Origin of the sequence: Hymenobacter fodinae, from assembly GCF_004745825.1 — a bacterium.
In the GTDB taxonomy this organism is placed as follows: domain Bacteria; phylum Bacteroidota; class Bacteroidia; order Cytophagales; family Hymenobacteraceae; genus Hymenobacter; species Hymenobacter fodinae.
This window is the reverse complement of record NZ_SRLA01000006.1, coordinates 217,143-234,785: the sequence shown is the minus strand read 5'-3', so window position 1 is coordinate 234,785 and position 17,643 is coordinate 217,143. Positions and strand designations below refer to the sequence as shown.

The 17,643-nt window shown below is 56.8% G+C and carries 15 protein-coding genes; 7 read left to right on the top strand and 8 right to left on the bottom strand.

Translation table 11 applies throughout. The features are described from left to right. Positions 1 to 394: 394 nt before the first annotated feature. From EU556_RS23435 to dnaG, 6 genes are all read right to left on the bottom strand, one after another. Positions 395 to 1,633, bottom strand: coding sequence for a bifunctional 3,4-dihydroxy-2-butanone-4-phosphate synthase/GTP cyclohydrolase II (locus EU556_RS23435; protein ID WP_135436677.1), 1,239 nt, complete (start codon positions 1,631 to 1,633; stop codon positions 395 to 397). Between the two features lie 227 nt (positions 1,634 to 1,860). Continuing rightward, the gene (gene proC / locus EU556_RS23430) at positions 1,861 to 2,664 is read right to left on the bottom strand and encodes a pyrroline-5-carboxylate reductase (RefSeq protein WP_135436773.1); all 804 of its coding nucleotides are present in this window, start codon (positions 2,662 to 2,664) and stop codon (positions 1,861 to 1,863) included. A 282-nt stretch (positions 2,665 to 2,946) separates the two neighbouring features. Next, complete coding sequence (locus EU556_RS23425) at positions 2,947 to 4,143, bottom strand: glycosyltransferase (protein WP_135436676.1); 1,197 nt, start codon at positions 4,141 to 4,143, stop codon at positions 2,947 to 2,949. Beyond that, the gene (locus tag EU556_RS23420) at positions 4,137 to 5,357 is read right to left on the bottom strand and encodes a glycosyltransferase family 4 protein (RefSeq protein ID WP_210116357.1); all 1,221 of its coding nucleotides are present in this window, start codon (positions 5,355 to 5,357) and stop codon (positions 4,137 to 4,139) included. The genes EU556_RS23425 and EU556_RS23420 overlap by 7 nt, the downstream gene beginning before the upstream one ends. A gap of 188 nt (positions 5,358 to 5,545) precedes the next feature. Next, positions 5,546 to 6,616 carry a potassium channel family protein gene (locus tag EU556_RS23415; protein ID WP_135436674.1) on the bottom strand — a complete coding sequence of 357 codons (1,071 nt, stop codon included), beginning with the start codon at positions 6,614 to 6,616 and terminating at the stop codon, positions 5,546 to 5,548. A gap of 112 nt (positions 6,617 to 6,728) precedes the next feature. Then, positions 6,729 to 8,816: a DNA primase gene (gene dnaG / locus EU556_RS23410; protein WP_135436673.1), complete on the bottom strand. Its 2,088-nt coding sequence runs from the start codon at positions 8,814 to 8,816 to the stop codon at positions 6,729 to 6,731. 169 nt (positions 8,817 to 8,985) lie between these two features. Between dnaG and EU556_RS23405 the strand changes: the two genes are divergently transcribed. After that, a complete protein-coding gene (locus EU556_RS23405; protein ID WP_135436672.1) occupies positions 8,986 to 9,609 on the top strand; it encodes a hypothetical protein in 624 nt (207 codons plus the stop codon). Between the two features lie 90 nt (positions 9,610 to 9,699). On the opposite strand, the gene EU556_RS23400 is transcribed toward EU556_RS23405, so the two are convergent. Further along, the gene (locus tag EU556_RS23400; protein WP_135436671.1) at positions 9,700 to 10,965 is read right to left on the bottom strand and encodes a hypothetical protein; all 1,266 of its coding nucleotides are present in this window, start codon (positions 10,963 to 10,965) and stop codon (positions 9,700 to 9,702) included. Between the two features lie 127 nt (positions 10,966 to 11,092). Between EU556_RS23400 and EU556_RS23395 the strand changes: the two genes are divergently transcribed. From EU556_RS23395 to EU556_RS23370, 6 genes are all read left to right on the top strand, one after another. Beyond that, on the top strand, positions 11,093 to 12,196 hold the full coding sequence (locus tag EU556_RS23395) for a sensor histidine kinase (RefSeq protein ID WP_135436670.1): 1,104 nt from the start codon (positions 11,093 to 11,095) through the stop codon (positions 12,194 to 12,196). After that, on the top strand, positions 12,196 to 12,516 hold the full coding sequence (locus EU556_RS23390) for a hypothetical protein (RefSeq protein WP_135436669.1): 321 nt from the start codon (positions 12,196 to 12,198) through the stop codon (positions 12,514 to 12,516). The genes EU556_RS23395 and EU556_RS23390 overlap by 1 nt, the downstream gene beginning before the upstream one ends. 2 nt (positions 12,517 to 12,518) lie before the next feature. Then, complete coding sequence (locus tag EU556_RS23385; protein ID WP_135436668.1) at positions 12,519 to 13,706, top strand: sensor histidine kinase; 1,188 nt, start codon at positions 12,519 to 12,521, stop codon at positions 13,704 to 13,706. 229 nt (positions 13,707 to 13,935) lie between these two features. Further along, positions 13,936 to 14,631 (top strand): LytR/AlgR family response regulator transcription factor, encoded by a 696-nt coding sequence (locus EU556_RS23380; protein WP_135436667.1) that lies wholly within the window; start codon positions 13,936 to 13,938, stop codon positions 14,629 to 14,631. 403 nt (positions 14,632 to 15,034) lie between these two features. Continuing rightward, entirely contained in the window at positions 15,035 to 16,138 is a 1,104-nt protein-coding gene (locus EU556_RS23375; RefSeq protein ID WP_135436666.1) for an Mrp/NBP35 family ATP-binding protein, read from the top strand. A gap of 224 nt (positions 16,139 to 16,362) precedes the next feature. Continuing rightward, positions 16,363 to 16,698, top strand: a complete 336-nt coding sequence (locus tag EU556_RS23370; RefSeq protein WP_135436665.1) for a NifU family protein — start codon at positions 16,363 to 16,365, stop codon at positions 16,696 to 16,698. A gap of 100 nt (positions 16,699 to 16,798) precedes the next feature. On the opposite strand, the gene EU556_RS23365 is transcribed toward EU556_RS23370, so the two are convergent. Continuing rightward, the gene (locus EU556_RS23365; protein ID WP_135436664.1) at positions 16,799 to 17,554 is read right to left on the bottom strand and encodes a DUF6882 domain-containing protein; all 756 of its coding nucleotides are present in this window, start codon (positions 17,552 to 17,554) and stop codon (positions 16,799 to 16,801) included. Positions 17,555 to 17,643 lie beyond the last annotated feature (89 nt).

Sequence of the window (17,643 nt, the reverse complement as noted above, 5' to 3'; positions counted from 1 at the left end):
AAAATGAAACTACACGAGCACTCTAAAGAGAGCAAAATAGAGGTAGGTTAATTTTTCGGGTTTTCTCTCAACAGGTAAGTATCTCGTCATTATGAGAATAGATTGTGCGTAAAACCAGTTGCTTGTCTGGCAATCTAAGTATAGCAATGGCTTTAATACCTGGCGTGTTTCAACTATCTTTTTGCATCAAACGATCTTGGCAGCTGCAGAAACTTGCCATCTTGGCAAATCGAGGGCAGTTATTATTATTTGCAACTAATCTCTCTTATTTAATGTGACTCTTATTTCCCGTTGTACTAGCATCACCTTATCCGGAAACAGAACTACAAAGCAAACCCCGACCCAGCCGGTAGGCCAAGTCGGGGCTGTAGGGAGCCATCAAAAGGACTCTGATTTAAACAGCCGCCTCCGCGTCGGGGTGCGGGGTACGGTCTTTGTGCAGGATGGTGTGGCCTAGCTTGTCGCGCTTGGTGGTAAGGTAGCGCTCATTGTGCTCATTGGGCTCTACTTCGATGGCCACGGAATCTACAATTTCAAGGCCATAGCCGATAAGGCCGGTGCGCTTACGGGGGTTGTTGGAGAGCAGGCGCATCTTCGAAATACCTAGGTCGCGCAGGATTTGGGCACCTACGCCGTAGTCGCGCTCATCGATGCCGAAGCCCAGCTCTACGTTGGCTTCTACGGTGTCGCGGCCTTGCTCCTGGAGTTTGTAAGCGCGCAGCTTGTTCAGCAGCCCTATGCCGCGGCCTTCCTGGTTCATATACACAATTACGCCGCGGCCTTCGCGCTCAATCTGCTGCATGGCGCGGTGCAGCTGGGGGCCACAGTCGCAACGGCAGGAACCAAAGATGTCGCCGGTTACGCAGGAGCTGTGCACGCGCACCAGCACGGGCTCGGGGCCGGAGATATCGCCTTTCACCAGAGCCAGGTGCTGGGCGTTGGTGGAGGTTTGGGTGTAGGCAATCAGGTCGAAGTCGCCGAACTCAGTGGGCAACTTCACGGAGATTTCGCGGGTGATAAGGCTTTCCTGCTTCAGGCGGTACTTAATCAGGTCCTGCACCGAAATCAGCTTGAGGTTCCACTTGGTAGCTACCTCGCGCAGCTCGGGCAGGCGGGCCATTTCGCCGTCTTCGCGCAGAATTTCTACGAGCACACCAGCGGGCTCAAAGCCCGCCAAGCGGGCCAGGTCAATGGCCGCTTCAGTGTGACCAGCCCGACGCAATACGCCTTCTTTACGAGCTTTTAGCGGGAAAATATGACCGGGCTTGCCTAGTTCTTCAGGCTTGGTTTCGGGGTCAATGAGGGCCAGGATGGTCTTGCTACGATCGGAGGCCGAAATGCCGGTCGTCACGCCGTTCTTCAGCAGGTCGATGCTCACGGTAAAGGGCGTGGCGTGCAGAGCGGTGTTGCGACCCACCATCAGCTCTAGGCCTAGCTCTTCGCAGCGCTGCTCAATAAGAGGAGCGCACACAAGGCCGCGCCCGTGGGTGGCCATAAAATTGATGACTTCGGGAGTGGCGCAGCGGGCGGCGCAGATAAAGTCGCCTTCGTTTTCGCGGTCTTCGTCGTCTACAACCACTACCACCTTTCCGGCGCGGATGTCGGCAATGGCGTCTTCGATGGAATCAAGCATGATTCGCTGATTAACTAGGAGTGAAATAATTTCGCTGAGCGCCGGATATAAGCATACGGCCGCGAAGCTGGAGGAACAACCACCAACGGCGCCGCGAAGTTACACAAACGGTGAATGTGTGATTGAGTGACTGAGTGAAGTGGCCTAATGTGCGTCATTGAGAGGAGACACGATGAAGCATACACAGGGCAGGCCTAGGACACTTGACCTCATTACCTCCTCTACTTCTACTCCTTTGCTAGCTCCGTGGCGCGTTGCTGGGCAGCTTTAATGCCTTCCACAAGGGTTTCCTGTAGGTTGCCGGCCCTGAAGGTGCGCAAGGCGGCTTCGGTGGTGCCGCCCTTAGAGGCCACGGTGGCAATGAGCTGGTCGAGGCTTTGGTCGGAGTTGTTGAGCAGGTGGAAGGCCCCAATCATGGTTTGCTTCACCAGCAGCCCGGCCACTGATTCGGAGAAGCCCAGCTCCTGCCCGGCCCGCATCATGGCCTGCACAATGTAGTAGAAGTAAGCTGGCCCGCTCCCACTCACGGCGGTTACGGCATCGAGCATGCTCTCATCTTCCAGGAAAATAGAGCGGCCAGTGGCATTAAGCAAGTTCTCCACGCGGTGCATGAGACTGCGCTCCACCTCGGGTGCCGCCGTAAACCCGGTGATGCCCATGCCCAGCAGCACGGGCGTGTTGGGCATGGCGCGCAGCACCTGCCGGTGGCCTAGCTCCCGTTGCAGCCGCGCAATCGGGATGCCGCCCATGATGGAAAGTACGGCTTGCTCCGGCCGGAGTACGGCCCGCAACCCCGCGGCGGCGGTGCCGAAGTCTTGAGGTTTCACGGCCACCAACACTATGTCGTAGGTGCCTACTGCCTCCGTTAGCAGGCCTACGGGAACGTCAGCCTGCGCCAGGCGTAGGCGCTGGCACTGGTCGTCGTGCTTGCCAACCAGCAGCAGGTCTTCGCGCCGGATCAGGTTGTATTGAAGGAAAGCTTTGGCGAAGGCAAGCCCCATATTGCCGCAGCCCAAAATAGCAATGCGTATGTTGTCCATAATCGCCAAGGTACTAGGTGGCGAGGGCAGCGCACAAAAAAGCTGCTGAATCTAATTCAGACTTAACGCCTACCCGGAAAACGTAGAACGTCAATCCGCTGGCCGAACCGAAGGTCGCCGTAGGTAAGTACCTCTCCTGCTTAGTTGGATAATTACTAGTACTAGGCCAGTTGGTTAGCCAGCGGTAGAGGTACTTCGCTCGCTGGCTTGATGCGCCACATGCTCAGCATGACAGTAATTAGGTTTCTTGTCTGAGACGGAATCAGTATGCTCCTATTTGCTCTGCTGAAAGCGTTGCGTAGGCTCCCACACCGTGGTGCGCACCCCGCGCAGAAAGCGCCACAGCCCGACAAACAAGGCGGCGTTCATGCTGTAGAAGTGCGTGATAAAGCGCAGCAGCCGCGAATGAGTGCCCCGGCGGCGCAGGCCAGAATCCAGCAGCAGCAACAAGGGCACCCCTACCTGGCCTAGCATCATCAATTGGTAAAACCAGCCGGCTCCTAAAGCTACCAGCACCACATTGGCCAGCAGCATCAGCACCAGCAGCAGCGGCGTGAGCCAGCGCAACACCTTGTGCGACCAGAAAGCAAAGCTGACCCCGTGCCAAGGCGGCCACAGCAGCCGCCGGAAGGCCAGCAGGTTTTGGAAGTTGCCCGTTGAGATGCGCGCCTTCCGCCGGAACTCCTCCGGCAGTCGGTCCGAAACGTCCTCGTAGCACACGGCATCGAGCTCGTTGATAGCCTGGTAGCCATCCTGCAGCACCGCCATGGAGATGAAAAAGTCATCAACCAGAAACGAAGCCGGCGCGGGGTGGTAGCAGGCGCGGCGCACCGCGAAGCAGCCTCCGAAGGCCCCAATCATGGCGCCCCACACTACGCCTTCTTGGTACTTGATTATGTTCTCCCGCTCGAGATAAGCCTTCTCCTGCCCCGATATTCCTTCGCGCCGGTGCTCGGGGTTGATGATATTGCCCCCTACCTGGCCTACAGCCGGGTTACGGAAGTGCTTCACGAGTTGGTAAATGGTATCGGGCGCGAAGAAGACGTTGGCGTCAGTCAGCACCAGAACCGGGGCGGTAGCTTCCTGGCCTAGGGCCTCTATTACGCCGGGCTTGCCGGTGCGCTGCCCAAACGGGCGGAACCGTAGGCCAGGGTACTCCGGCTCCAGGCGCTCCACCAGAGCATTGGTATTATCTTGGGAGTTGTCGGAGCCAATGTAGAAGGTAAGCTTGTCGAGCGGGTAGGTAGTGGCGAAGGTGGTGCGAATTTTCTCCTCAATTACCTGCTCTTCGTTGTACACAGCCAGCAGAATATCCACGGCGGGCAAATCTGCGTTGTCAGGAGCGTACACCTGCTGGTTCTGGCGGCGCGAGCGGGCCAGGCGGGCCAGCAGTAGTGGGAACAGCACGTAGGTATGCGCTACCAGCAACAGGCTCATCCACAACACGAAGGCAGCCCCCAGCTCTAACATTTGGCGCGCTCGGGGAGCAGAATGGTGTACAGATCCTGGAAGCTTTCGACCACGCGCTGGTTGTCGTAGAGGCGAGCAATAGTGTGGGCGGCCTCCTGGCCAATAGCTTGGTGGCCTAGCTCGCTGCGGTAGTAGTGGCCAATGGCTTCAATCCAGGCGGCGGGCTCATCGCGCAGTACAATATCAAAACCGTCGCGCACATGAATTCCTTCGGCGCCTAACTGTGTGCTGATGATGCACTTGCCCAGGGCCATGCCCTCGATGATTTTGATGCGCATACCGCCGCCGCTCAGCAAGGGGACCAGCATCACCTCATACTGCTGCATAAACGCCGCCGCGGACTCCACGAAGCCGTGCACCACAATGCCGGGTACTTTCAACTGCTGGAAGCGCAGGGGCATTTCCTTGCCCGCAATGTGCAGCTCCAGATCAGGGTAAAGTTTCGACACCGTAGGCCACACGTGGGCCAGCAGCCAGTCGAGGCCCTCTTGGTTGGGCAGCCAGTCGAGGGAGCCAATCATGAACACGGTACGCGGTTTGGGCTTGATGAGCGGGTCGGGCTGAAAACGGCTCATATCAACGCCCGCCGGCACAAATACTACCGGCTCCTGGCAGCCCATAGCGCGGAGGCGGCGCTGATCGGGCTCGGTAATGGCAGCCACGGCATCGAACTGCGGAAACACGTGCTCCTCAAAGCGGCGCAGGCGCTGGGCCAGGTGGCGCAGGTACACGCGTTTGAGTACGTTTTGCTCCCGCTCAGCCAGCATCTGCCAGATGGTATACTCCACGTTATGGGCCCGGAACACCACCGGCAAATTCGGCGCTAGGCGCTTGAGCGTCTCGATGTACCAAGCGGCTAGGCTACCCTCAATTTGAGCCATGTCGAACTGCTCGGTACTTAGGAGTTCTTGCAGTTGGGCCTCCACCTCCGGGCTGACGAAGCGCTCAATGTTATACGGCAGCTTGCTGAACAGCAGATTGCGCAGGGCGTTTACTGGCGAGAGGCGCGTATCAACTGCCACCGGCACCAGCCGGACGTTGGGGCCCAGGTGGTCGAGCACGTCGGCGGGCTGGTAGTGCTTGGGCGTGTTCAGGGCCAGCACCGTAACGCGGTGCCCCGCCCGAGCCAAGCCCGCCGTCACATCATACATGGCAATGGCGCCTCCATCAGTGGGCGGATACGGAACGCGCGGACAGAGCTGCAGGATGTGCACGGAAGCGGAAATTCGGGGCTGAAAGTGCGCAAAGCTACGCAGGAGCAACCGACCTGCGGTAGTGCGTGGCGGCCGGCGGTTTCTAAAGCCTAACGCTGCAGCATCTTACTTCTGTATGAAGGAGCATCCGCAAGTCCGCGAGATGTCTCGACAAGCTCGACATGACCGTCGGGTTTACCTTTACTGGCCTACCGCCTGAACTGGCTGAGTAGCGTGGTTATTTGCTCATCGGTGCCCAGGAACAGAAAGACGTCGCTGGGGCCCGGAATCATATCGGCGGAGGGGCTGACTACCAGCTCACCATCGAAGCGCTTGAGGCCGATGACGGTGGCGCCAGTGCGGGAGCGGATGTTCAGGTCGCGGATGCTCAGGCCCTGCAGCTCGCCCCGCAGCTCACTGGTGCTAAGCTCTTCCAGGCGCAGTTTGTTGGGGCCTAGGCCACTAATCATATCCAAGAACCGAATTACCTCGGGGCGCATGACCAGGTTGGCCATGTGGGAGCCGCCAATTTCATCGGGCATTACTACGGAGTCGGCGCCGGCGCGCAGGAGCTTGGTTTCGCTGCTTTTCAGGCTGGCCCGCGCGATGATGACGATGTTGGGGTTCAGCTCGCGGGCGGTTAGGGCCACGAATACGTTGTCGGCATCTTTGGGCAGGGCCGTGATGAGGGCCCGGGCACGCGTGATTCCGGCGGCACGCATGGTGTCGTCGAGGGTGGCGTCGCCGATGACGGCGGCAATGGTTTGGCCTTCGTCGTCGCCAGCATCTTTCAACAGGCCCTCGCTTTGTTCCACCACTACTACCTCGGCCCCGCTGGCGCGCAGCTCGTGGTAGGCTTTGCGCCCGTTGCGTCCGAAGCCACACACGATGACATGATTTTCCAGACTGCGAATCTGCTGATCGTTTCTGAGCATAGCGAACATGTTGCGCAGGCCCCCGTCGAAGATGTAGGTGGTGAGCACCGACAACAGGTAGGCCAGCATCAGGAGGTTAAAGAAAATATAGAACGACACGAACAACCGTCCGGCCGGCGACATGGGGTGCAACTCCCCAAAGCCCACCGTGGAAACGGTTATCATCGTCATGTAGAAGGCATCGACGAAGGAGAACTTCTCAATCCACATGAAGCCGCCAATGCCCACGGCAAAGCTGAAGACCGTGAGCACCAGCGCACCCACGAAACGGCTAAGGTTGAAACGGCGCCAGATGTCGCGCACGTAGCGCAAGGCCCCAGGCGGGATAGAATGCGGTTCAGACATAAAAACAGAACCTACGAACGCAGGTAATCAGTCTTCGATCAAGGTAAGCACCAACTGGCAGAGGATGTAGCAAGCGGAAAGTGGCTTAGCACAGGTAAAAGCCCCGCTAGGCCTATTGGGCGCTCCGCGGAATCACGGTGCCCAACATGCCAGCCAGCTGGTTATCCATCTGCTTCAGCAGCCGGATGGTCTGCAGGTGCTCCATCATGGTGTCGTCGTCGAGGGGGTGACGCAGGGCTTCGAGACGTACGGCCAGTTCCCGCTCCACGTTCACCTTGTTGAGGCGCAGAATGGCGTTGTCGCAGGCAATCTGCAGCTGGTCCAGCTCGCGGGGCACGTAAATTTGATGGGTAGTCCAATTAGGGCTGAGCTCGTACTTCTCCGTAGCCAGCTCCGCCACCAGGGCCCGAATATCACCCCGGCCGTGCTGAATGAGGGTCCGCACCTCGGGCCAGCGGCCCTGCTCCAGCTCCTCGCGGCAGAGGTGCAGCAGGTCGGCGTAGATGCTGGTTTTGAAGGGCGTATCATCGAGCTGCTGCAGCAGGTATTGGGCCACGCTCACCTCCGGGGCCAAGGGCTGGGGCGAGTACAACAGCAATAGGCGCACTACTTCCCGCTCGCAGCTTTCCTGCACATCGGGCACGGGCTCCAGGTCTTCCTTGGGAGCCGTGAGGGTGTCGCCGCCTTCCGCCAGGTCCTCAGGCGAGGCGCCGTACATCAGGGCTTCGGCCTCCTCTTCGGGGCTCATAGGCCTAGGAGCTGGCCGCGGGGAGGCTCCACTGGTGTTATTGCTGGTAGCGGCCCCGCTGCTCTGCGGGCTGCTGCTTAGGCCACTCGCACCGCCGCTAGTGCTGCCCGCGGCTTTGCCGGAAGCATTGCGTACCAGCTTGTTGTACTCCGTAATGAGCACCTGCTCATCAATGCTGAAGGCCTGCGAGGTTTGCTGCAGGAACACTTGCCGCTTGATGGGGTCGGGCACCTTGCCAATGCTTTGCAGCACGTCGCGGATGGCCTCAGCCTTCTTCACCGGGTCCTGGGCGGCTTCGCGGGCTACCAGGTCAGTCTTGAACTGGATAAAGTCCTGGCTGGCGTTTTCGAGGTGGTCTTTGAAGCGCTGGTCCCCTACTTTCCGGATATAGCTGTCGGGGTCGTCGCCGTCGGGGAACAATACCACGCGCACGTTTAGGCCACCTTCCAGCAGCATATCAATACCGCGCAGGGAGGCCCGGATGCCGGCGGCATCGCCGTCGTAGAGCACCGTTACGTTATCAGTGTAGCGCTTGATGAGGCGAATCTGCCCATCAGTAAGCGAGGTACCCGACGAGGCCACCACGTTCTTGATGCCGCCCTGATGCAGACTCAGCACATCAAGGTAACCTTCCACTAGGTAGCACAGCTCTTCCGTCCGGATGGCCTGCCGGCCCTGGTAGAGCCCGTACAGTACATCCGACTTATGGTAAATCTCCGACTCGGGCGAGTTGAGGTACTTGGCGGTTTTGTCGTTGGGCTTGAGCGTACGCGCCCCGAAGCCAATCACGCGGCCCGACACGTTGTGAATCGGGAACATCACCCGGCCCCGGAACCGGTCGTAGCGCCGGCCGGTATCCTTGCCCTGCTCGTCTTCACGGGTGATGATGAGGCCGGTTTTCTCCAGGTACTTACGCTCGTAGCCTAGCTTGTCGGCCGTTTTCATCAGGTCGTCCCACTGGTCGAGGGAGTAGCCCAGCTCGAAGGTCTTGATGGTGGTCTGGTTCAGGCCACGCTGGCGCAGGTAGCTCAGGCCAATACTCTGGCCCTCATCGGTGTTGAGCAGCAGATTGTGGTAGTGGTCCTTGGCCCAGTTGGAAACGATGAACTGCGAGTCCTTCTCGTTCTGCGCCAGCTGCTGCTCGGGGGTCTTTTCCTCCTCCTCAACGTCGATGCCGTACTTTTTGGCGAGGTACTTCAGGGCCTCCACGTAGCTGGTGCCCTCAATATCCATGATGAACTGCACCACCCCACCGGCCTTGCCGCAGCCAAAGCACTTATACAGCCCTTTGGCCGGCGCCACCGAGAAACTCGGCGACTTCTCGTGGTGGAAGGGGCAGCAGGCCCACAGGTTCTGGCCTTTGCGCTTCAGCGAAACGAAGTCGCCCACCACTTCTACAATATCAGCGTGGTGAATAATCTGATCAACGGTTTCCTTCGGGATGCGAGCCATACGGCCGCAAAGGTAGGCAGAAGTACGCCTGACTTCCCGCAGTCAGATCCAAAGTCAGGGCTACTGGCCTAGGGTTATGCGGTAGGCCAGTAGTGCCCATTTTAGCGTCTGAAAGTTTGATTATCTTTCAATGTTGCTGCTGCGTTAGGGGCACAATATGTATATCCAGATGTATAAAAAATTATTTGTTGGCTTGCTGCTATTGCTATTCACTGGCTTGGTACCCACCAGCTGCTTTTTCAAGTGCGAAGTACCCGATCATGCTCTCCTGCAAGAGTTCAGCCTGTTCCTTTCGGAGCCGGTACGCGGCGCCGCCCCCTTTACTGAGCCAGTTCTGGCCAATGGTGCCCGCACTATTGCGGCGGCCCTGTTTGTTAGCATCGGGCAGTTGAAATATGATTATGTGTCTGCTCCTTCTCTGCAGTCTCTGTTCGCCAATCAAGCACTAGCCTTCTCGTGCCCCCCTCCGGGCCGGCTGGGCTTGAAAGACCAGGTTGAAACAGTAACCTTGACCAGCAAAGGAGTTTTCAACGGAGTACCTGCAGGTCAGCCGCTTGACCAGTTCGTGCGCTGTCGCACTTACAACAGTTTCACCGACACCCTTGAGTTTCCCCTGGATCAGCTACCCACTTCAATTAACAAACGTACGTATGCAACTGACCTAGAGTCTCCGGTTAGGTTGCGTATTAGCCCTAAGCCTCTTGATAATGCGCAGCAGCAATTTGAGTTGCGCGTTCGGCTGCAAAGCGGCAAGGAGCTTATGCAAACCACTTCAGCTATTATCTGGGAGTAAAGAGCTAGGCCTGCTTATGGTGTAACGATTAGGCCGTTTGGCATAAGCAATCTAACTCACACTTCCTGAGTTGATAATTAGCTATTTATACTAGTAGTTGTGACTGGCGGTAGTTTCGGGAATGATAACCACGTAATCATAGCCGAGCAGAACGGTGGCTAGCTCCTGGCTGCTCACCTTGAGCTTGTCGTTGATTAGGGCCCGGCGCAGGGGGCGCAGGTCGAACACTTGCCAGGCGCCTGCAGCAGTTTGGGCCATGAATGGCTTAAGCGCTGTGTTATCAAGGTTGTCGTACTGCTTCACGTTCTTGCTGAAGTCGTCGGGGTTGAAGCCCCCTACTTGTGTACCCTGCTTCCCGATGATAAAGATGTGCAGAGACTTTTGGTCGTGCACGTCGGCCAGGTTCAGCGCCAGGTTGCCCATATCATATACTCCGCCCAGCAGGCTCACGCCCCGCGACACGTGCACGGCCCCGAACTTGAAGAGGGTTTTGGGCAGCGGCTGACCGGGCTTCTGGTAGGCCTCTAGCGCTTGCACCAGGTTACGCTTCATCAGGTTGATGCGCGTTTGGTGACTTTTGAGGCCGTTGGTGGCGTTGAGCTGATATATTTCGCTGCTGGCGCGGAAGTCGCGCACCATTTGCTGCACCTCGGGGCTCTCGGTGCGGGTCAGGGCCTGCAGGCTATCCAGCGCGGAGGGCCGCTGGTAGATGCTGTAGGTGTTAGTGCCCTTCACCATAGCTTGGCGGTCCTGAGCCTGATAGGCGGCGGCCCGGTCAAGGAGGGTGGCCTTGGCGGCTTTGCTTTTCACCTTGCCGGCCAGCTCGGCAAAGAAGCTACCCGGCGACACAATGCTCACCTGATCAATACCCACAATGGGCACTTTTTGCGTCCGCAGGTAGCGGGCCAGCTCAAACTCTTCGGCCCAGCTATAAAAAGACAAACCCATGGGGTGCTGACGCTCAACGGCGGTAGGCAAGCCCGGCTGAGTAGCCAGCTGATTGAGTTTCTGAGCCTGATACTTGTCGATTTCGGCTACGTACACCGCGGGTTTTAGCACCTGGGCTACGGCGGTGGTAAACACCGGAATCTGCGCCATGCCGTGGTCTTCGCCCACCAGCACCAGCTGGCTTTGCTGGATGTCTTGCTGCAGCTTCTGCCAACCGGCCCCCGAGAACTGCCCATTGGCTTGGATGAGGTCGTACTGATATTTATGCACCAGGCGCGTGAGGGTGCTGTCCTGGGCCTGGGCGTGGTGGCTGAGCAGGCCAGCGGCTAGCGCGGAAAGAGCTATCCGGCGCAGGCGACGAAAAGAAGCAGTGCGGGCAATGGTGGCGGGGCAGAAGGACAGGCGCATCGGGCAGTTCTTTTTGGGAGTGGAGAAGATCTGACACGAAGAAATTGCAGAGCTTTAGGGACCGGAAGTTTATTCGACCAAAGCACGGCCCCACACCACCAAAGCAAGAGTTGGTCTGCTGTTTTTTATGCCTGAATCTGCCTCATTAACCACTTTTAGCTGGAAAAGCCTCAGCTCTCGCACTACCACGGTGCTGCTGCAGCTCCTGTTGTGGGTAGTGCTGGGGGTCTTTTACTTCGCCTGGAACAACCGCCCAAACTTCTCCTTCGAGGGGCCCGTGTGGCCGCTGGTAGCCCTGCAATTGGGCTTTTCGGTGCTGCTTTTCAACGCCCTGGTGTACCTCATTATTCCGCTGTGGCTGTTGCGGGGGCGGACCTGGCAGGCGCTGGCGGCGGGGGTGGCGGTACTGTATGCGTTTGAGCTGTGGATGTACGTGGGCTCCCGCTTGGCCCAGACCTACCTGCCCCTCTCGCCCGTCATGCACCGCGTGTTGCAGCAGTTCTACGTGACCGGGTTCTGGGGCAAGCTGCTCAACCCCGCGGCCCAGCTAAATGCGTTTTTCGGGCTGCTGGCCATCGTGCTGTTTCCGGTGCTCATTAGCTTCCTTGCCTACGCGCTGGTTATTGACCGCCGCCGCCTGGCCCTGGAGCGCGACCACCTGCACCTGGAGCTGGGCTACCTGAAGTCGCAGATCAACCCGCAGTTTCTGTTCAACACCCTCGGCAGCCTCCACACCCTTACCCGCACCCGCGACGAGCGCGCCGGCGACGTGGTGTTGCACCTCGCCGACCTGATGCGCTACACTCTCTACGAAACCGACTCCGAGCGCGTACCCCTGAGCCGGGAGCTGGAGTTTCTGGAAGACTACCTGGCCCTAGAACGGCTGCGCCGCCCCGAAACCCTCAGCATCACGCACAAGGTCGTAGGGGCCGTAGCCGAGCAGCAGCTAGCGCCCCTGCTGCTGCACCCGTTTCTGGAGCGCCTCTTTGCTGGCCTCGACGACGCCCCCCAGGCTGCGGCCAACATCCATAGTGAGGTGCGGGTGGGCGCCGAGGAGGTTTCGCTGACACTAGAGCGGACCACTGAGGAGCCCCTGCCCCTCACCTACCGTACCGATGCCGCCATCGGAGCCGCCCTGCGCCGCCTAGCGCTGCACTACCCCGACCACCACGCCGTGCACCTCACCGAAACCGACCAGTTGGTGCGGGTTCAGCTTACCATCCGTCTCTGATGCTTTTTTCCGCTCTGCTTCCCCATCTCCTATCTGCGCTCCTGCTTACTGGGGAGGCACCGCTAGGCCTGCTCGATACTTTTCTGCGGGTAGCCAGCGTGGTGGCGCTAGGCCTAGTGCCCTGGCTGGTGTACCGTAACCGCCACAACAAGCGCCGCATGGGCATCATCCTGCTTGGGCTGGTGGTGCTGTTTGGCTATTCTACCGGTATTTCTCACTCCGCTTTTATCCTTCTGTGTATCATCCTGCCTGCCATTGGCATCGGGATATTAGCTTTCCGGAAGCCCGCTGGCCCAGGCTCTCGCAATTCAACTAAGTAACTATGGCCACTCTGGGCTCTAATGCGCGGCACTTTCTCGCTAGGCCACTAGGAAGGGTACTTCAGCACCTGTTTTGGTGGACGCTGTTCGTCGGCTTCGAGTACTTCGTGTTCAGCAACTGGCAGGAAAAACCCATCGTTACGTGGGGCTTTGTGCTGAAGGACACTATAGCTACCATCTGCAGCTACTACTTCTTTTCCCTGGTGCTGCTGCCGCGGTTTCTGCTACGGCGGCGCTGGCTGCTCACGGCCCTGGGCATCGTGGCCATTTACTACTTCTGGGCTACCCTCTGCTACGTGTGCTTCGCGGTTTTCGACCGTTTCGGTCTGGTTTCTGAGAATGCTTACGGGTACATGCACCGTTTTCTGGATGGTACCCTCTGGGAAGGCATTTTCTCATGGCGCAGCGTGAGCATGGGCCTGAATGATTTCTCCGTGACGGTTATTCCGCCTATTCTGGTGCGCTTCATCCGGTTTCTGCTCAGTAGCGGCAACCAAAGCCTGCGCCTGCAACGCGAAAACCTCAACCTGGAGGTCAACTTCCTGAAAGCCCAGGTCAACCCGCACTTCCTATTCAACACGCTCAATAACATCTACACCATGGTGGTAAAGCAGGATGAGCGCGCCCCCGACATGGTTGAGCACCTCGCCCACCTCATGCATTACACCGTGTATGAGTCGGATGCCGCGCTGGTGCCGCTAGGCCAGGAGGTGAGCTTTTTGGAGTCGTACTTGGAGCTGGAGCGCCTGCGCTACGGGCAAAAAGTCAGCATTACCTACCATAAAGCTCCTGACCTTCCCACGCATTACCGTCTCACCCCCCTGCTATTCTTTCCCTTCGTGGAAAATGCCTTTAAGCACGGCGTTGATAGCAGCTTGGAAGCTTCCTGGATAACCGTAACATTAGCGGAGCACGATGGCTGGCTGCAATTTGAAGTCAGCAACAGCCAAGCGCCGTCCGCTCCTAAGCGCGAGTTTGGCGGCGTGGGCATTGCCAACGTGCGCAAGCGCTTGGCCCTGCACTATCCCGCTCAAGATTACCAATTGCACATTGACTCCACCGCCGATACCTACCGCGTTACGCTCAACTTACGGCTGCACCCACCGGCAACGGGTGCGGCATCAGCAACACGCAAACACAGACCCGCCGTTTCGGCTGTGCTAGCAACTTCCCCAACTGGCCTAGAATGATGCAGTTTGATGCGACTACCGAGGTGCAACCCTGAACGTCATGCTGAGCTTGCCGAAGCATCTCTACTGCTTCGTTGCAGACTCCTAGGCCACTTAGATTAGCCAGAGGGAGAGATGCTTCGACTCCGCTCAGCGTGACGGTATAATGGTTCATTGGCCGCTCTAACAACATACTACTACACTCTAGGCCACTTCGCCGCTTCACTTTCTGCTTCTTACTGCTACCTATATGATTAACTGCCTGATTATCGACGATGAGCCGTTCGCCCGTGAGCTGCTTGAAGGGTACATTGCTAAAATTCCATCTTTGAACTTGGTGGCTAGCTGCGAGCATGTGTTTGACGCGCTGGAAGTAATGCAGCAGAAAGTAGACCTAGTGTTTTCCGACATCAACATGCCCCAGGTTAACGGCATTGAGTTTATCCGCTCCCTGCACAATCCGCCCTACGTGATTTTCGTGACGGCCTACCCCAATTATGCCTTAGAAGGCTTTGAGCTGGATGCGCTGGACTACATCGTGAAGCCCGTGTCGTTTCCGCGCTTTCTGAAGGCGGTGAACAAGGCTCTGGCCATTCTCAACACCCGCCCGACCATAGTAGCGCCACCAGCCCCGGAATTCCTGTTTGTGAAGGAAGGCAACTCCCTGCAGCGGGTGCTCTTTGATGAAATTTATTACATCGAGGGCATGAAGGACTACATCAAGATTATCCTCAAGAACCGCGTTATCGTCACGTATCTGCGCATGAACCGCATCGAAGACCAGCTCCCCGCCGACCGGTTCACGCGCATCCAGAAGTCGTACATCGTGAAGGTTGACGCCATTAAAGCCATCAGCGGCAACGAGGCCGAACTCTACGACCTGCGCGAGAAACTGCCTATCGGCAAGCAGCACAAGGAGGCCCTGCTAGCGCGGTTTGGGCTGTAGGACCACGAAAATTGGCCACAGAACGGAAACAAAAGCACGTCATGTCGAGCTGGTCGAGACATCTCGCGTGCTAACGTTGTGTAATTAATCAAACTGGCCTAGAACACCAACGAAGCACGTCATCCTGAGTGCAGCGAAGAATCTTATCATGCATGAAAGGCAGGCCTAGCGCCTCGTGCTGACGAGGTAAAATCCTTCGCAAGCTCAGGATGACGTGCTTCTGGATTGAGTCACCACCACAACGTCAGCACGCGAGATGTCTCGACCAGCTCGACATAACGGTCTAGTGACCCACCGACATAGCGCTAAGTCACCTAAAACCTACCGTAGGCCACTAGCAACTTCCGGCGCCATTTCCGGGTTATCTTTGCGCTTTGCATCCGCACTTTCCCGACTGACTATAATGGCAACTATCACCAAAGAAGACGTTCTCAAGGCCCTGAGCTACGTGGAGGAGCCCGACCTGGGCAAAGACCTCGTGACGCTCAACATGATTGAGGACGTGGCAATTGAAGGCAACCGCGTGTCGTTTACCGTGGTGCTGACTACCCCGGCCTGCCCACTCAAACAGCTCATCCATGATGCCTGCGAGCGGGCCATCCATACGATGGTCGACAAAGATGCCGAGGTGGTGATTGTGATGACTTCGCGCGTGACGACCATGCGCGAAAACCGCGACCTGCTGCCCGGCGTCAAAAACATCATCGCCATTGCTTCGGGCAAGGGCGGTGTGGGCAAGAGCACCGTGACGGCCAACCTGGCCATTGCCCTGGCCCAAAGCGGCGCCAAAGTAGGCCTGGTTGACGCCGATATCTCAGGCCCCAGCATGCCCCTGATGTTTGGCGTGGAGTCGGCCCGCCCGCACGTGTACCAGACGCCCGAAGGCCGCAACCTCATCCAGCCCGTGGAGGCCCACGGCGTGAAGCTGATGAGCATCGGCTTCCTGGCCCCGGCTGAGTCAGCTATTGTGTGGCGCGGCCCCATGGCCTCGTCGGCGCTGAAGCAGTTTATTACGGAGGTAGACTGGGGTGAGCTCGACTACCTGCTCCTCGACATGCCTCCCGGAACCTCCGACATTCACCTGACCATGGTGCAGACGGTACCCGTTACTGGCTCGCTCATCGTGACCACGCCGCAGAAAGTGGCGCTGGCCGATGCTGAGAAAGGCCTGCAGATGTTCCGCCTGCCCCAGATCAACGTGCCGGTGTTGGGCATTGTGGAGAACATGGCATGGTTTACGCCCGCCGAGCTTCCTGAGAACAAATACTTTATCTTTGGTGAAGGCGGTGGGCAGCAGTTGGCCGATAAGCACCAGGTGCCGCTGTTAGGCCACATCCCGCTGGTGCAGGGCATTCGGGAGAACGGCGACCAGGGCACGCCCGCCATCCTGCAAACCGGCACGCCCGCCGCGGCGGTGTTTGAGCAGCTAGCTGAGGACTTGGCCCGTCAGGTATCCATCCGGAATGCCATGGCGCCCAAAACGAATATTGTAGAGATGAACCGGTAACTAGCCAGACTTCTCCTCTCCCTCTGCCGGATTGCGCAAGCATAGTCATCCGGCAGAGGCCTTACCCAACTCCCTTTTGACGCTGTGACGAACTTATGAGCAAATTGAGTAGTTGATTTGCTGAGAAGCAAAAGCCCTATCTTTGCCCTACCCACCTGCTGATGGTCCGCCAAATTTCATCCGAATGCGGCGAAATCACGTTACTCAGCAAAACTCCACCATTCATGACTCATTCCGCCGCCGTAGAAAATCATCCGCTCCTGCCCCGTATTGAGCAGGCCCTGGACACTATCCGGCCGTACCTGGCTGCCGACGGAGGCAATGTGCGCGTACTGGATATCACCGACGACATGACCCTGCAGCTAGAACTGCTGGGCGCCTGCGGCACCTGCCCCATGTCGCCGATGACGCTTAAAGCCGGCGTTGAGGAATCGGTGAAGAAAGCCGTACCTGAAATCCGGGCCGTAGAAGCCATCAACTCCACCCCGATGGCAGAACAGCCCGCCGGCCAGACCGGCCACCCCGTTTCGCCCGCTCCGGTGCCTACCCCGCAGTTCTAGCTTTGTAAGATTTTTAAATTTCAAAGGCCGGCTTCTCCCACGAGAAGTCGGCCTTTTTGTGTTTTGTGGGGCAATTAGAAATGCAAGTACAACATGCACTTTATCTGTATCCAAGATTTAATTCTTTCATATCGAAGTAGCATTGCTCACAAATAACTTTAATATCTGCAAAAGCCATAGAATTGTCATTCCATCCATCTTCCTTTTGCCTGACCTTTTCGCATTCATTGCACCAATCTTGAAAATCATCATCATCTTCAAGCTGCATATTTTCATAAGTCTCAAACGACTCTTCAAAACCTATTTTATCACGATAATTTAAATGATTGCATACAAATGCTCTTCGCCTGTACTCATGGGCGCCGCATTCAACATATTTATCTTTAATAGCTTGTGCCGTTTCATTATCAACAAATTCTTGTATCACCATAAAAGTCAACAAATCTTCTGAAGCAGGTCTGTAAACGCCAATTCCTTTGGTGAGCCTAGCGGTAATTGCCGTCAACTCCCACGCCTCTTCCTCATCACTTTCAAAACAACCATTAGTTAGCTTTTCAAATTCTGATTGGTATCCAAAATTCTTTACAGAGCTTACTTCTTTTTTTACTTCTGGCATAATATTCTCATTATCCCACGACCATTTCCAAGTATTACTTCGTTTTGAAAATGTCCCAGCTAATAAATACCTAAAGTTTATTTGATCTTCTTCAGTCGAAAAAGTCAGCAAGCCATTCGACTGATTATAAAACCAATCTTCATATCCATCAATATCATATCTACTTTTAAAATCATCTTGCAATTCTATTAATTCATGCAGGCAAAATTTAGCAAACTCATTATATTCTGGGTGCTTCATTATTGTTGATTAAGTAAAACTATTTGTGCAATTCGTTTTAAGATGAGAAAGATACTGGTATCACTTCCGGCTTCCAAACTACCATATCT

Coding starts and splice junctions, on each gene's coding strand:
- EU556_RS23375 (WP_135436666.1), top strand. CDS start 15,035: ATGGCAACTATCACCAAAGAAGACGTTCTCAAGGCCCTGAGCTACGTG.
- EU556_RS23380 (WP_135436667.1), top strand. CDS start 13,936: ATGATTAACTGCCTGATTATCGACGATGAGCCGTTCGCCCGTGAGCTG.
- EU556_RS23365 (WP_135436664.1), bottom strand. CDS start 17,554: ATGAAGCACCCAGAATATAATGAGTTTGCTAAATTTTGCCTGCATGAA.
- dnaG (WP_135436673.1), bottom strand. CDS start 8,816: ATGGCTCGCATCCCGAAGGAAACCGTTGATCAGATTATTCACCACGCT.
- EU556_RS23435 (WP_135436677.1), bottom strand. CDS start 1,633: ATGCTTGATTCCATCGAAGACGCCATTGCCGACATCCGCGCCGGAAAG.
- EU556_RS23400 (WP_135436671.1), bottom strand. CDS start 10,965: ATGCGCCTGTCCTTCTGCCCCGCCACCATTGCCCGCACTGCTTCTTTT.
- EU556_RS23395 (WP_135436670.1), top strand. CDS start 11,093: ATGCCTGAATCTGCCTCATTAACCACTTTTAGCTGGAAAAGCCTCAGC.
- EU556_RS23415 (WP_135436674.1), bottom strand. CDS start 6,616: ATGTCTGAACCGCATTCTATCCCGCCTGGGGCCTTGCGCTACGTGCGC.
- EU556_RS23385 (WP_135436668.1), top strand. CDS start 12,519: ATGGCCACTCTGGGCTCTAATGCGCGGCACTTTCTCGCTAGGCCACTA.
- EU556_RS23390 (WP_135436669.1), top strand. CDS start 12,196: ATGCTTTTTTCCGCTCTGCTTCCCCATCTCCTATCTGCGCTCCTGCTT.
- EU556_RS23425 (WP_135436676.1), bottom strand. CDS start 4,143: ATGTTAGAGCTGGGGGCTGCCTTCGTGTTGTGGATGAGCCTGTTGCTG.
- EU556_RS23405 (WP_135436672.1), top strand. CDS start 8,986: ATGTATAAAAAATTATTTGTTGGCTTGCTGCTATTGCTATTCACTGGC.
- EU556_RS23370 (WP_135436665.1), top strand. CDS start 16,363: ATGACTCATTCCGCCGCCGTAGAAAATCATCCGCTCCTGCCCCGTATT.